At 68.4% G+C, this 14,070-nt stretch carries 15 protein-coding genes; 8 read left to right on the top strand and 7 right to left on the bottom strand.

The features are described from left to right. On the bottom strand, nt 1–1,467 hold the full coding sequence (locus tag WA675_RS13395) for a DUF4185 domain-containing protein (RefSeq protein WP_336084944.1): 1,467 nt from the start codon (nt 1,465–1,467) through the stop codon (nt 1–3). A gap of 128 nt (nt 1,468–1,595) precedes the next feature. Between WA675_RS13395 and WA675_RS13390 the strand changes: the two genes are divergently transcribed. Further along, complete coding sequence (locus tag WA675_RS13390) at nt 1,596–1,895, top strand: hypothetical protein (protein WP_336084587.1); 300 nt, start codon at nt 1,596–1,598, stop codon at nt 1,893–1,895. Here WA675_RS13390 and WA675_RS13385 read toward each other — a convergent pair. Next, the gene (locus WA675_RS13385) at nt 1,864–3,165 is read right to left on the bottom strand and encodes an MFS transporter (protein ID WP_336084942.1); all 1,302 of its coding nucleotides are present in this window, start codon (nt 3,163–3,165) and stop codon (nt 1,864–1,866) included. The genes WA675_RS13390 and WA675_RS13385 overlap by 32 nt on opposite strands. Nucleotides 3,166–3,262: 97 nt before the next feature. On the opposite strand from WA675_RS13385, the gene WA675_RS13380 reads away from it, so the two are divergent. Continuing rightward, the gene (locus tag WA675_RS13380) at nt 3,263–4,048 is read left to right on the top strand and encodes a pirin family protein (RefSeq protein ID WP_336084586.1); all 786 of its coding nucleotides are present in this window, start codon (nt 3,263–3,265) and stop codon (nt 4,046–4,048) included. 53 nt (nt 4,049–4,101) lie between these two features. Then, entirely contained in the window at nt 4,102–4,563 is a 462-nt protein-coding gene (locus tag WA675_RS13375; protein ID WP_336084585.1) for a DUF4190 domain-containing protein, read from the top strand. Here the strand turns inward: WA675_RS13375 and WA675_RS13370 are convergent. Then, entirely contained in the window at nt 4,541–5,068 is a 528-nt protein-coding gene (locus tag WA675_RS13370; RefSeq protein ID WP_336084584.1) for a hypothetical protein, read from the bottom strand. The two genes, WA675_RS13375 and WA675_RS13370, sit on opposite strands and share 23 nt — an antisense overlap. 210 nt (nt 5,069–5,278) lie before the next feature. On the opposite strand from WA675_RS13370, the gene WA675_RS13365 reads away from it, so the two are divergent. From WA675_RS13365 to WA675_RS13345, 5 genes are all read left to right on the top strand, one after another. Then, a complete protein-coding gene (locus WA675_RS13365) occupies nt 5,279–6,130 on the top strand; it encodes a helix-turn-helix domain-containing protein (protein ID WP_336084583.1) in 852 nt (283 codons plus the stop codon). A 10-nt stretch (nt 6,131–6,140) separates the two neighbouring features. Beyond that, nucleotides 6,141–6,506 carry a DUF397 domain-containing protein gene (locus WA675_RS13360; protein ID WP_336084582.1) on the top strand — a complete coding sequence of 122 codons (366 nt, stop codon included), beginning with the start codon at nt 6,141–6,143 and terminating at the stop codon, nt 6,504–6,506. 160 nt (nt 6,507–6,666) lie between these two features. Further along, the gene (locus WA675_RS13355; RefSeq protein ID WP_336084581.1) at nt 6,667–8,679 is read left to right on the top strand and encodes a M13 family metallopeptidase; all 2,013 of its coding nucleotides are present in this window, start codon (nt 6,667–6,669) and stop codon (nt 8,677–8,679) included. A gap of 71 nt (nt 8,680–8,750) precedes the next feature. Then, a complete protein-coding gene (locus WA675_RS13350; protein ID WP_336084580.1) occupies nt 8,751–9,503 on the top strand; it encodes an MBL fold metallo-hydrolase in 753 nt (250 codons plus the stop codon). Between the two features lie 103 nt (nt 9,504–9,606). After that, nucleotides 9,607–10,842, top strand: a complete 1,236-nt coding sequence (locus tag WA675_RS13345; protein ID WP_336084579.1) for a Fic family protein — start codon at nt 9,607–9,609, stop codon at nt 10,840–10,842. A 656-nt stretch (nt 10,843–11,498) separates the two neighbouring features. Here WA675_RS13345 and WA675_RS13340 read toward each other — a convergent pair. From WA675_RS13340 to WA675_RS13325, 4 genes are all read right to left on the bottom strand, one after another. After that, entirely contained in the window at nt 11,499–11,672 is a 174-nt protein-coding gene (locus WA675_RS13340; RefSeq protein ID WP_336084578.1) for a hypothetical protein, read from the bottom strand. 32 nt (nt 11,673–11,704) lie between these two features. Further along, a complete protein-coding gene (locus WA675_RS13335; protein WP_336084577.1) occupies nt 11,705–12,028 on the bottom strand; it encodes a DUF433 domain-containing protein in 324 nt (107 codons plus the stop codon). A gap of 521 nt (nt 12,029–12,549) precedes the next feature. After that, nucleotides 12,550–12,747 (bottom strand): hypothetical protein, encoded by a 198-nt coding sequence (locus WA675_RS13330; RefSeq protein ID WP_336084576.1) that lies wholly within the window; start codon nt 12,745–12,747, stop codon nt 12,550–12,552. A 207-nt stretch (nt 12,748–12,954) separates the two neighbouring features. Further along, nucleotides 12,955–13,842 carry a L,D-transpeptidase gene (locus WA675_RS13325; RefSeq protein ID WP_336084575.1) on the bottom strand — a complete coding sequence of 296 codons (888 nt, stop codon included), beginning with the start codon at nt 13,840–13,842 and terminating at the stop codon, nt 12,955–12,957. Between the last annotated feature and the right edge of the window lie 228 nt (nt 13,843–14,070).

The raw sequence follows: 14,070 nt of genomic DNA, 5'->3' as shown, positions 1-14,070 counted from the left end.
TCAGCGCAGCCGCGCGTGCATGAGATAGACGTTGTAGCTGTCCCACGCCGACATCGTGAAATACAGGTCCTGCGCGGTCGACCACGGATGGATGAAGCCGCCGTAGGCCTTCGGATAGTCCTCGGTGGACACCAGCGGCACGATATCGGTCCACCGGCCCTGCGGTTCGGCGGCCGTGCGCAGCACGATCTTGCCCGCGGCCGAGTCCAGATAGACCATCTGCCACTGCTTACGCTCGGCGTCGTAGCGCACCGAAAGCTCGCTGGCGGTGCCCAGGGCCAGCGGCGTCGCCGAATTCTCCGCCGCAGGCGCCCAATCGCCGTCCACCCAGTACTGGTAGGCGGTCTTGTTGAGCACGTCGGCCTGGTGCACCCGGGCCAGCCCGATCATCCCGATCCGCCCGTTGGGCGTGCCGAACAGATAGACGTAGTCGCCGTGCGGCACCATCGCCGCCACCTGGAACTTGCCCAGCCCGAACATGTTCTCCCAGCGGGCGTGCTGATCCTTGGTCCAGGTCTGGCCGCCGTCGTCGGAGTAGGCCAGCCCGCCGTAGTTGGTCAGCCACATGCCCGGAATCCGCGACCAGTGGTTCACCGACATGTAGCTCATGAACTGCCGCTCGCCCAGGGCGAAGCCCGAGGTCGGGATGGTGGTGGTCTCCCAGTTCTTGATCTTGCGGCTGCCCAGCAGCTCGGCGGCGTGACACGGCTTGTCCTGCACCATCGCATCGATGCGCAGGCCGTCGGCCAGGTCGCGATCGGAGCTGTAGGCCAGGACGTTCGATCGCCAGTCGGCGGTGTCGGCGCCCGCGCCGCCGTAGGCCCAGCCGTCGCCGAAGGTGTCCCCGAAGACCATGGCGACCTTGCCCGGCTCGGTCTCCCAGAACAGGCCGAGGTCGGTGCCGTTGACCTGCCAGCGCTTGTCGGTCCGATTGCTCGACCCGGGCCCGGTGACCTGCTCGACCAGCCGCACCGACTCCACCACCGCGGGCGCGACGGGCGCCGACACCGGTCCGGGTTCGATCGGGCGCACCACCGGATCCGGTGCGGGCTGGGCAGGTTCGCCGTTCTCACCGGGCACCGGGATCGGGATCGGCTCGATCTCGGGGTTGATCCGGATGCGCGGCAGGAAGTCGGCCGAGCCGGTGGAGGTCTCGGTGGATTCGGCCGCGGGCTTCGGCGCGTCGGTCACCTCCGGGCACGGATTGCGGCACGGATCGGTGGGCAGCGGCGCCTGGGCCACGCGCGTGTTGTCGTGCGGCGGATCGGGAATCGGCACCGGCGTCAGCTGCGGGATCGGAACGGGGATATCGAAGCTCGGCGGCAGCGGTGGCGCGGGCGGCGCGGACGGGTCGGGCAGCCGGTTGACCGGGTCGAATCCCGTTTCCCCGCAGATGTTCACCGGCGGCGGCGCCCATGGCAGCGGCGCGGCGTTCGTCGGCGCCGCGAGGACGGCGGCGAGAAACACACCCAACGCTGCGGATCTCTGCGGTGATGTGCGCACCTGGTACTCCCTCGAATCGGTGTCCGGCCAACACCTCTGCTGCGCGTAGAACTTACCGGAACCGATCGCTGTCGCCGTGCGTCCAAGCAGATGTGAACGAAATCGAGTACGACCTCGGAACCGGGTTCGCGCACGAGGCCGAACAGGCCCTGGCCGAGACCACGCACCCCGACACGCTCTGGCTCGACTTCGACGGCGATGCCGCCCTGTGGGATTGCGAGCCGTTCCCGCTACCCGACTGCGATCCGCCGCTCGACGCCGTGGTGACCGGTGTCGGCCGCGCCGCCCTTGACCTGTTCCCCGACATCCCCCTCGGCGTCGACCATCGCAGCGTGCTCGCCCAGGAACCGGTGTCGCCGGTCAGCGAGCCGCCCTGGCTCGCCGGGCGTTGAGGCCCACGGCCAGGATGCCCACCGCGTAGACCCCCGCCCCGGTCAGCACCACCGCCAGGGAGCGGCCGTCGGCGGGGATCACCAGCGCGGTCGCCGCGATCGCGAGCACGAAGGTGATGTTGAAAACGGTGTCCTGCAGGGCGAACACCTGGCCGCGCTGGTCGTCGGCGATGTCGATCTGCATGCTCGCGTCGCCGGTCAGCTTGATCGTCTGCCCGGCCAGGCCGAGGCCGAACGCGCCAGCCAGCAGCATCCGGTGCGCGTGGTCGTTGCCCGCGGCGGCCACCGCGATCGGCGTCACCAGGGTCAGCTGCACCGCGATCGCGGTCACCAGGCCGACGAGCACGGTCCGCGGCCTGCCCAGCCGCGGAATCAGGATCGGCGCCAGCACCGCGGCCAGCAGCATGCCCGCCGCGGCGAACCCGATCGCCACCCCGAATCCCACCAGCCCGCCGGTCATCTGGGCGTCACCGGCGGGCTGGCGCAACACCAGCACCATGATCAGCGTGTTCATCCCGAACACCACCCGGTGCGCGCCGATGCCGATCATCGCGGTGGTCACCTGCGCCGATTCCCAGACCGCCCGCGCGCCGGTGCGCAGGCCGGTCGCGATGGCGTGCACCGTGCTCTCCGAACCGGCCGAACCGCTTTCGGGCCCGAGGATCTGGGCGGGGAACCCGATCGCCAGCACGACGCCGAGCACCGAACCGGCACCGCTGAGCGCCACCGCCACCGCCGAGGCCGTGTCGCCCGCGCCCAGCGCCGCGATCACCGCCACCGCGGCCGCCGCGCCGATGCCCGCGCAGGCCGAGGCCACCGTGGCCAGCAGCGAGTTCATCGGCACCAGCCAGCGCTGTTCGAGCACCCGCGGCAGCGCCGCCGACACGCCCGCCAGCACGAACCTGCTGATCCCCACCGTGGCCAGCGCCAGCAGCAACAGTGGTGTCTCCCCCACCCCCGCGAACAGGCACAACGCCGTCGCCGCGATCAGCAGCGCCCTGGCCACGCTCGCCACCAGCAGCACCGTGCGCCGGTCCCAGCGATCCAGCAGCGCGCCCGCGTAGGGCCCGAGCACCGAATACGGCAGCAGCAATACCGCGAAACCCGCCGCGATGGCCAGCGGATCGGTCTCGCGTTCGGGGTTGAACAGGATCGCGCCCGAGAGCGCCGCCTGGAACATGCCGTCGCCGAACTGGGCCGCCAGCCGCAGCAGCGCCAGGCGCGGCATCTGCGGATTGCGGCGGATCAGCGGGCGCGGATCGCGCAGCATGTCGCGGATCGGGATCGGCCGCTCACCCGCCGGTTCGGAGCCGTCAGGGCGATGAGTCGACACGTCGTGAGGATAGTGGTGCCAGAATTGAGGGGTGATGCCCACACCGACGACACCCCGGATCGAGCTGCATCGCGGTGGCGACCGGGCGAAGACGCGCATCTCCTGGCTCGACTCCAAGCACTCGTTCTCCTTCGGCGAGCACTACGACCCCGACAACACCCACCACGGACTGCTGCTGGTGAACAACGAGGACGTGGTGCTGCCCGGCGAGGGCTTCGACACCCATCCGCATCGGGACATGGAGATCGTCACCTGGGTGCTCGGCGGCAGCCTGGTGCACCAGGACTCACTGGGCCACAACGGTGTCATCTATCCGGGCCTGGCCCAGCGGATGAGCGCGGGCACCGGCATCCTGCACTCGGAGAAGAACGATTCCTGGCGGCTGGACGGGAAACTGCCCGAGCACGACGAGCCGGTGCATTTCGTCCAGATGTGGGTGGTGCCCGACGAACCCGGCGTCGACCCGGGCTATCAGCAGCTCGAGATCGATGCCGAACTCGCGCGCGGCGAGCTGATCACGGTGGCCTCCGGCCTGCCCCGCTACCGTGACCGCACCGCCATCGCGATCAATTCCTCGCACGCGGCCATGCACGTGGCCCGGCTGCCAGCCGACAGTCCCGGCGTGACCCTGCCCGACGCCCCCTACCTGCACCTTTTCGTCGCTCGCGGCGAAGTCGAGCTGGAGGGCCTCGGCACCCTGGCCCAGGGCGACGCGGTCCGGATGACCCGCACCGGCGGTCAGCGAGTGCGCCCGCACGGGCCCGCCGAGATCCTGGTGTGGGAGATGCACGCCCGGCTGGGTGAGACCTCGCGCGGTTAACGCCCGCGCGGCCGACCCGCGATGTCATCGTGGGCACGAGGAGAGGGGAACAGATGTCGTATCCACCGCCGGGGCAATACCCGCCCCCGGGTCAGTATCCGCCGCCGGGAGGCCAGTACGGCCAGTACCAGCAGCCGCCGGGCAAGGGTCTGGCGATCACCGCGCTGGTCCTCGGCATCATTGCCCTGCTGCTGTCGTGGACGGTGTTCGGCGGCGTCGGATTCGGCGTGCTCGCGGTGCTTTTCGGCATCATCGCGCTGGTCAAGGCGCGGTCGGGGAGCGCGGGCGGCGGCGTGATGGCCGGGTTCGGCCTGGCACTGGGCCTGGCGGGCATCCTGATCGCCGTGCTGATCGGGCTGTTCTTCTGGAAGTTCTTCGAGGATTCCGGCGGGACCGATTACATCGACTGCCTGCAGAAGGCGGGCAACGACCAGACCGCCGTGCAGCAGTGCGCCGAGGATTTCTCCAGCACGCTGGAGAGCAAGTACCCGACTACGCCGACCCCGGCTCGCTGAGCAGGGCGGCCGAGCGGGCATTGGTCCTGGTGGCGGCGACTATCTGGGCGAAATCCGGCCGGTAGTCGCCGTCGGGCACCTGTACCCAGCGCCGGTAGCCGCTGCGTTCGTCGGCGGGTGAGGGCAGCACGATCTCGCTGCCAGGTAAGGCCACCGAGGCGCACACCCGGAACAGCTCGGCGAACAGCACGGTGTCGAGGTAGGAATTGTCGGTGGGGCCGGTCAGGAAGGTCCAGCGGCCCGAGCGTGGATGGGCGATGATCGGCCCGCAGCGCTGCCCGCGCCCGGTGAGCAGCCCGCGCACCCGCTCGCCCAGCGGCGAGGGCATCACCACGGCACCCACCGCGCCGATCTCGAGCATGATCCGCCCCAGCGTCGAATCGACCACGCCGTAGAGCCCGTTGTGCTTGCGGTAGTGACGGCATCGCGCCAGCGCGTCCTGGGTGGCCGTGTACTCCTCGGCCACGGTGTACCCGCCCTTGTCTTCTGTGCGCGACGTGCTCATCACGACCTCGTCTCCGTCGACGGTGGACTCGATGTAGCTGGTGATTCGCTCGATCGGGAAGTTCCGGTATCGAACTACCGGGTGCAGCGGGAAACTTTTCTATAACGCCAGGACATGGGAGAAATTTGACGTTCATAACAGCCTAGTGCCGCACAACCCGCCTGACAATAGTCAGTAGCTGGTGTGTCCATCGGGGTACGATATGGCCGCATGGCTCCTGTTTCGCCGACCGCGGCGCGCTGGGAACTGGTCCTGCGCCTGCGTGAGCTGCGCGAGCAGCGCGGCTTCGATTCGGCGGGTTTCGCGCGCCGCGTCGGCTTCACCCCGGCCAACTGGTCGCATGTGGAGAAGGGCAGGCGGGTGCTCACCCGCACCACCATCGAACCGGTGCTCGACGTCCTGGACGTCACCCCCGACGAACGCCGCGAACTGCTGGCCCTGCTCGAGGCCAGCAAACAGCGCGGCTGGTGGTCCACCTCCTCGGCGCTGATCGGCCCCGAGCTACAGCGGCTCTACGGGCTGGAGGCGGGCGCGCTCAGCATCCGCAGCTACGACAGCCTGCTGGTGCCGGGCCTATTGCAGACCGAGGCCTATGCCAGGGCGCTGATCAGTGCCGATGTGATGATCCGGCCGGTCCAGGTGGATCAGCTGGTCGCCCTCCGGATGCGCCGCCAGCAGCGGCTGCGCGGGCCCGACCCACTCGAACTGACCGCGGTGCTCGGCGAGGCCACGCTGCGCCAGCAGACCGGTGGGGCGCGGGTGCTGCGCGAGCAGTTGCGGCACCTGGTCGCGCTGGTGCGCGAGCTCGACACCGTGGAGGTGCGCGTCATCCCGTTCAGCGCGCCCGAGGGGGCGGTGCTGGGCGGTTCCAGCTTCCATCTGCTCGACTTCGCAAGCGATCAGCTACCCACCTTCGCGTGGGCCGAGAGCGCGGTGTTCGGCGGTCCGGTCGACGACGCCGAACAGGTCCGCGATCTGGGCTTCGCCTATGTGCGCGCCCGCGAGCAATCCCTTTCCCGCGCCGAATCTCTGGCCCTGATCAGCGAGTATGCCAGCGTGTAAGATTCGGGGTATGTCCACCACCGCTCGACGCCGCCCGGCCGAACACGGCTGGTTCACCTCGTCACGCTCCAATAACGGCAACCAATGTGTCGAGGTCCGCTTCGATGGCGACATCGTCCAGATACGCGACAGCAAATTCCGGCGCAACCCGCGCAACCTCGGTTCGGACGAGCCCATCATCACCGTCGACGCCCCCCTGTGGACAGCCTTCCTCCACTGCCTGCTCACCAACCGCCGCCACCCCGACCTGGTCGCCCACGTCAGCCTCGACGGCTCCGCCACCCTCCGCCACGACGACATCCTGCTCCACTTCACCGCCCCCGAATGGGAAGCCTTCGTCGCGGGGGTCCGCGACGACGAGTTCGTCTGCGCATAGCTCGACTCCATGGTTCTCGGCCGCCTTGATCTGGACTGACCGGAGGGTGCGACGAAGGAGTGCCCGTAGGGACGAAGGAGTGCCCGTAGGGAGGGAAGATCAAGGGAACAGGCCGAGGACCCGCGGCGCCAGCCGCCGATATCACTGCATACTGGAGGCCGTGACCTCCGATCTGAACACCCCTTCCGGTATCGACCTGTCCTTCCGTGACCAGGATGTGCGCGTTCAGGACGATCTGTTCGCGCACGTCAACGGGCAGTGGCTGGCCGAATACGAGATCCCGGCCGACCGCGCCGTCGACGGCGCCTTCCGCACGCTCTACGACCAGGCCGAGCTCGACGTGCAGGCGATCATCACCGAGAGCGCCGAGGGCGCCGAGAACGCCGACGCCCGCAGGATCGGCGACCTGTACTCGAGCTTCATGGACACCGACGCGGTCGCGGCGGCCGGGCTCGCCCCGATCGCCGAGGACCTGCGCGCCATCGCCGAGGTCGCCGACGCGAGCGCGTTCGCCGCGCTGCTCGGCCGTTTGCAGCGCACCGGCGTGCGCGGCGCGGTGGCCTATTACGTCGACACCGACGACAAGAACTCCACCCGCTACCTGGTGCACGCCACCCAGTCCGGCATCGGCCTGCCCGACGAGTCGTACTACCGCTCCGAGGAATTCGCCGAGATCCGCGACGCCTACCGCGCGCACATCACCAAGATGTTCACCCTGGCCGCGGCCGACCCGGCCCTGGCGGGCCTGCTGCCCGCCGACCCGGAAGACGCCGCCCGCCGCGTCTTCGAGGTCGAGCACACCCTCGCCGCGGGCCACTGGGATGTGGTGCGCCGCCGCGACGCCGAGAAGAGCTACAACCTCACCACCTTCGCCGAGCTCGCCGCCGCCCACCCCGCCTTCGACTGGGCGGCCTGGGTCGAGGCCGTCGCCACCGGCCTGGACCGCTCGGGCGCGGAGCTGTTCGCCGAACTCGTCGTGCGCCAGCCCGACTACCTCACCGCCTTCGCCGCCGCCTGGTCGGCGCTGCCGCGCGCGGATTGGCAGGCCTGGGCCGCCTGGCAGGTGCTGCACGGGCGCGCCGCGCTGCTCACCGACGCGATCGTCGAGGAGAACTTCGACTTCTACGGCCGCACCCTCACCGGCGCCAAGGAGAACCGGGAGCGCTGGAAGCGCGGGGTGTCGCTGGTGCAGGAGCTGCTCGGCGAGGCCGTGGGCAAACTGTATGTGGCCCGGCACTTCCCGCCGCAGGCCAAGGCCCGCATGGTCGAGCTGGTGGCCAACCTGCAGGAGGCCTACCGCCGCAATATCGCCGAGCTGGACTGGATGGGCCCCGACACCCGCGCGGCCGCGCTCACCAAGCTGGAGAAGTTCACCCCCAAGATCGGCTACCCCGACACCTGGCGCGACTACTCCGCCGTCGAGATCGACCCGGCCGACCTGGTCGGCAACTACCGCCGCGGCTACGCCGCCGACCACGACCGCGACCTGGGCAAACTCGGCGGCGAGGTGGACCGCGGCGAGTGGTTCATGACCCCGCAGACGGTCAACGCCTACTACAACCCCGGCATGAACGAGATCGTCTTCCCGGCCGCCATCCTGCAGCCGCCGTTCTTCGACATGAACGCCGACGACGCCGCCAACTACGGCGGCATCGGCGCGGTGATCGGCCACGAGATCGGCCACGGCTTCGACGACCAGGGCGCCAAGTACGACGGCGACGGCAATATGCAGGACTGGTGGACCGACGATGATCGCGCCGAATTCGGCAAGCGCACCAAGGCCCTGATCGACCAGTACGACGTGCTCTCCCCCGCCGAGCTCGCCGACGAACACACCGTCAACGGCGAGTTCACCATCGGCGAGAACATCGGCGACCTGGGCGGCCTGTCCATCGCCCTGGCCGCCTACCAGATCTCGCTCGACGGCGCCGAGGCCCCCGTCATCGACGGACTCACCGGCCTGCAACGCGTCTTCTACGGCTGGGCCCAGGTCTGGCGCACCAAGGCCCGCCAGGAGGAGGCCATCCGCCGCCTCGCCGTCGACCCGCACTCCCCGCCGGAGTTCCGCTGCAACGCGGTGGTCCGCAATATCGACAGCTTCTACGAGGCCTTCGACGTGAAGCCCGACGACAAGCTGTTCCTGAAGCCGGAAGAGCGCGTGAGCATCTGGTGACACCACGACCCTACCGGCGGCCCCCACTGCCGGTAGGGTCGGAAACCCTTGCACCGGAGAGGGATCACCGCATGCGTGTACACCAGGTAGCCGACGACGTCTTCACCATCCGCGGCACCGACGTCAACATGTTCCTGCTCCGCGACGGCCGCGACCTCACCCTGATCGACGCGGGCTGGTACGGCGACGCCACCCTGATCGAACGATCGATCCGCGCCCTGGGCCACCGCCCCGAAGACATCCAAGCCGTCCTCCTCACCCACGCCCACCTCGACCACGTAGGCGCCCTCAACCACCTCCACCGCCACTACGCCCTCCCCGCCTACACCAGCCCCACCGAGGTCCCCCACGCCCACGGCGACTACCACGAGTCCGCCACCCCCCTCGACGTCATCAAACGCCTCACCGACCGCAACACCATCGCCTGGGCCGCCCGCATCACCGCCGCCGGCGGCCTCCGCAAGAACCCGGTCCCCCACATCCACCCCTTCCCCACCGAAGGCCCCCTCGACCTCCCCGGCCACCCCGTCCCCATCCCCACCCCTGGCCACACCTCCGGCCACACCGCCTACCACCTCCCCGAGGCAGGCGCCATCGCCACCGGCGACGCCCTGGTGACAGCCCACCCCACCTCGAAAATAACCGGCCCCCAACCTCTCCCGAACTTCTTCAACCACGACACCCCCGCCACCATCGCCGGCTACACCACCCTCGAATCCCTCCCCGCCGACCTCGTCCTCCCCGGCCACGGCCCGACCTGGCCCAACGGCATCTCCACCGCCGTAGCCCGAGCCAGAGAGAACGCACCCCACCAACGCCTGTGAGTGCGCTGGCACGTACACGCGAATACGCCATCAGTTAGTCGCGTTTAGGTGTATCAAAGTATAGTAAGGGCATGGTTGCTGTACTTTTCGAGAGTGTTCGACCATGACGACCTGGCCCGAGCACCAGACCGAGATCCGCCCCTGGAATCCACGCCATCGGCAGGGTTCCCGCGCTGACCACACGCTCGACAGCATCGAGGTGTCGATCCCTCCCCGCATCGCCGGACTCGCCTACGAACCGGTCGGCGCGGTCGCCCGAGCGCACGAGGCCGCCGTCATCGCCGTCGCTCGGCTGGAGGCCGGTCACGGCCAATACCTCGCGCCGCTGAGCGATTTCCTGCTGCGCAGCGAGTCCGTCGCGTCATCGAAGATCGAGCACATCGACGCCGGGTGGCGGGCTTTCGGCAAGGCGATCGGCGGTGGCAAGGCGAGCGACGAGGCGCGCTCCCAGCTGGCGGCCGTCCAGGCGCTGATCGCCCTGGTCGATGCGGCGCGGACCGCGCCGATCACGGCCGAGGATCTGCTGGGCGCCCATCGCCTACTCATGGCCCCGGACTACTACGCCGCGAAGGACTCGGGCACCTTCCGGGATGTCCAGAACTGGATCGGCGGCAGTGATTACACCCCTATCGATGCGCTCTATGTTCCACCACCACCGGAACTCGTCCCCGCGCTGATGGACGATCTGCTGGCCTTCGCCCGGCGCACCGATCTCCCGATCCTGGCCCAGGCCGCCATCGCGCACGCGCAGTTCGAGTCGATCCATCCCTTCGTCGACGGCAACGGCCGGATCGGCCGCGCCCTGATCAGCGCCATTCTGCGCCGCCGCGGGCTGACCGATCGCGTCACCGTGCCGATGGCCTCGGTCATGCTCGCCGACACCTCGCGCTACTTCGCCCAGCTGACCAGCTATCGGGTCGGAAACGCCGACGAATTCGTGGAGTACCTGGCCCTGGCCGCCGTCCACTCCAGCGAAGCCGCCGCCGAGTCGGCCCGCAACCTGGCGACGCTGCCGCACCGCTGGCGCGACATCGCGCGGCCGAGGGCGGGGTCCTCCGACGAGACTCTGCTGGCCCATCTGCTCGACCGGCCCATCCTGAACATCGACAGCGCCCACCGCATCACCGGCACCACCGAGGCCAGCACCTACCGCGCCCTCGACCGCCTGACCGCCGCCGGAGTGCTCGAAGTGCTCGCCGAGTCCAAACGGCACCGTGTCTGGGCCGCTGTCGACGTCATCGCCGAACTCGACGCCCTCAGCGCGGCGATCGGCAAGCGTAGTGCCGCCGACGTGCGGGCAATCCGCCAAGCAGTACCTGCGCGGACTCCTGGAACGTGAGTACCGCCGTGAGCGCGACAAGCGACTGTTCGAGGACATGCGCATCCAGCGAGGCACGACGATGTCCGCGGACGAGATGCCTGACCCGCCGGGAGAGAGGGAGTGGCGGGGAGGGCAGGGGTACCCCAGTACCGCGGGTACTGGGTGCGCCCCTGGAGCTGGGTGGGTCTTCCGCCGGTCGGTCGGTCGTTTCGCCTCGGTTGGTTCGCACAGGACGCCGGATATTGCTCGGCCGGTCCTCGGGACTGGGTTATTGGGCAGAGTCCTGCCGTCGGACGCAGTGCGCGGGGAACCCGGATGTCGTCCGATGGTTGTCCCGCGACCACACGGGAGCGCTCCGAGTCCGCCTTTACGCGCGGCTCTGCCTCATCGGAATAGGTGCATTTGCCCCTCTGACGGGCGACGACTGCGCGGGTGAGGCGCATCGCCCGTGGTGCTCGCTCGGGCGCACAGCGGACAAGCGGGGGAAGGTGGCTGAATAGCCGAATGCGGTAGGCTCCTCGCCTACGGCGTCGGACTGGTCTGTTCAGTTCCTCGCCCAGGGCCTCACGGGAGTCGCTAGCTCCTGTGGGGCCTGACTTGTGTTGCGAGAGTAACACATTGGCAAACAGGGGATTTCAGCGATCGTTCGAACCGGGTCGAGTGGTTCGCGCAGGTCAGCTCGCTGACAGATCCGCGGTGGTATCTGGCCAATGCGGTGGCCGAACCGATGCTGGATCGAGGACCTGAATGCGGACTCCGCGCGTCGGGTCGATGCCGTTGAGCGAGATCAGACGTTGCCCGCTCGACTCTTCGAGCGCGGCGATCGCATTTCGAATGATGTCAGCCATCGGCCGTGGGACGTTCTCGTCCAGGAGCAGTCTCAAGAAGCGACCGCCGGGGTCGGTCGGTCTCCGTAGCTGTCGACGTAATCGGCGAAGTCGGCGGCATCGCGTGCGGTTTCGGCGCTGACGGCTGGGTAGTAGTCGGAGATCTGCTCGGGTGGCACGCCATCACGGACGAGCGCGGCGACATCGGCGGATGGCACGCGCGTCCCCTCGATCATCGGTTCACCGCCGCGAACGGCTGGGTCGACGGATACGTGGGTGCGCGGCGTGAGCAGCGCTGGGATGTGCCGTCCATCGCGGTAGAAGGGCTCCAAGACCTCGACCATCTCGTGGATGACGGTCTGCGTGCGAGCGAGCACGAGGTCGGTCGCTCCGTCCGGCTCTGCCAGGTAGATGGTGTCCCGGTCAGCGACAAGTCGATACTGGACAGGTGATCGCGTTCGCCGAGACCGTCGCGGAGGGTGTCGAGGGCACGCCGGATCCGCTGCAATGACGCCTCCTGGCGCAACCGGACGCACGCGCGCAGCGCGACGACGTCTCTGAAGGAGTAGAGAATCGGTCGGCTAGCCGAGATTTCAGGGGTGAGAACCGGTGCTCGATTGGGGAACGAACGCCGCCAGTGCGCGAGCTGACGCAGCGTCGCACCCGAAAGCGCGGCAGTCAGCTTCGGTTCGTACGACAGTGGTCTCACCTCCTACTCGTTGGGGTGAACCGTACCCCAACGAGATGACCCTCGGCGAGATCATCGGCCCAGGTCCGGACCAGGATCGGGGCGAGGATGTTCTTCGCGGCATTCAAGTCCCGGTCGTGGACTGCCCAGCACGCCGCAGGAACCTCGGTGAGAAGATGGTCGTGCCGTTGAATAGGACCGCGAACGTGGTCAGCCCAGGTCGACACCCACCTCAGCGGCGATGACCGGCAACGGCTCGTCGGTCGTTTCGACGACGAACGAGGCGAAGTAGCGTCCGACCGAGTCCGTCTGTTGCCCCGGTGTGGGGTTGAGCGGTGGACTGTCGCGGCTCTGGATATTGCGAATAGCGCCAAAGGTTGTGGAGCGAATTGTATTGCGCCCGAACAATCTTCAACACAATTGGCCGGCTGTGAGTGTCAGAACTGCCACTGCCGCTCCTCTTGATAATTTCCGAAACCAATTGGTTTCGCAATAGGGCGGGGGATGTTGCAGTGGATGTACGACTTCGGAGCCCACATCCCGCGGGACTCGTACAGCAAAAAGCCGAACAACACGACCTGGTTTGATCGTATTGTTCGGCTCAGTGGGGGTGAATCAGTTCCAGTCGCCCAGACCGTCACCGGCGCTGAGGGTTCCGCCCTCGGTGTTGGAGACGATCACCGCGTCGCCGCGGCGGGAGTTCTCCAGGAACCACTTGGCGTTCTCGGTGCTCACGTTGAGGCAGCCGTGGCTGGCGTTGGAGTAGCCCTGCTGGCCGACCGACCACGGTGCGGCGTGCACGAAGATGCCGCTGTTGGACAGGCGGGTGGCGTACTCGACCTCGAGCTTGTAGCCCTCGGGGTCGGTGACCGGCACGCCGTAGGTCGAGGAGTCCATCGTCATCTTCTCGAGGCGCTCGCCCACGATGTAGGTGCCGTTGGGGGTCTCGTAGCCGGGCTTGCCCAGCGAGGTCGGCATCTCCTTGACGACCTCACCGTTGACGGTGACGGTGATCGTCTTGGTGTCGTCGTCGACGTAGGAGACCACCGCGTCACCGATGTGGAAGGAGCTGGTGGTGCCACCGGCGACGACGTTCACGTCGGTGTTGGCGGGCCAGAACTCGGCGGGCTTCCAGCGCACCTGCTTGCTGCTGGTCCAGTAGAAGCCACCGGGCGCGTTGGTGCTCGAGGTGACCTTGATGGCCTTCTCGGCGGCGGCGCGGTCCTCGACCGGCTCCTTGAAGGTGATGATGATCGGCTGCGCGACGCCCACGGTCTCGCCGTCGGCGATATTGATGTTCGGCGGCGCGAACGGTGCCTGCGCGGGCTGATCGACGGTGGGCTGGGTGGAGCCGGTGCCGATGCCGGGCAGCACCGGTTGGGCCTGCGCGGACACGCCGACCAGGGCGCCGGACACCGCGATCGCCGCCGACAGCAGCAGACCACGGCGCAGCCAGCGCGACTGTCGCGTATGTGCCTGGAAGTGCATAGGTATCTCGTCCATTCCATCTCTCGCCGCCGCGCCTGGCGCGGCACGAGATCTTCGTGATTGACGCGGAGACCGCAGCGGTGGGTCTCCACGGGGTAACGACGCCCCGACCCTGACCGTCCATTCCTACCTGTCCGAGGTCACCGCGTGCCAGCGGCGCGGAGCGGCGATAACAGCCCGGCAACTATGTGCCCTGGGTCACATAACGCCTTGTTATCCATCGGCTTTCGGTAAACGCCGCGC

Source organism: Nocardia sp. SSK8 (genome assembly GCF_037034205.1).
Classification (GTDB): Bacteria; Actinomycetota; Actinomycetes; order Mycobacteriales; family Mycobacteriaceae; genus Nocardia.
This window is presented reverse-complemented; position numbering and strand designations above follow the sequence as displayed.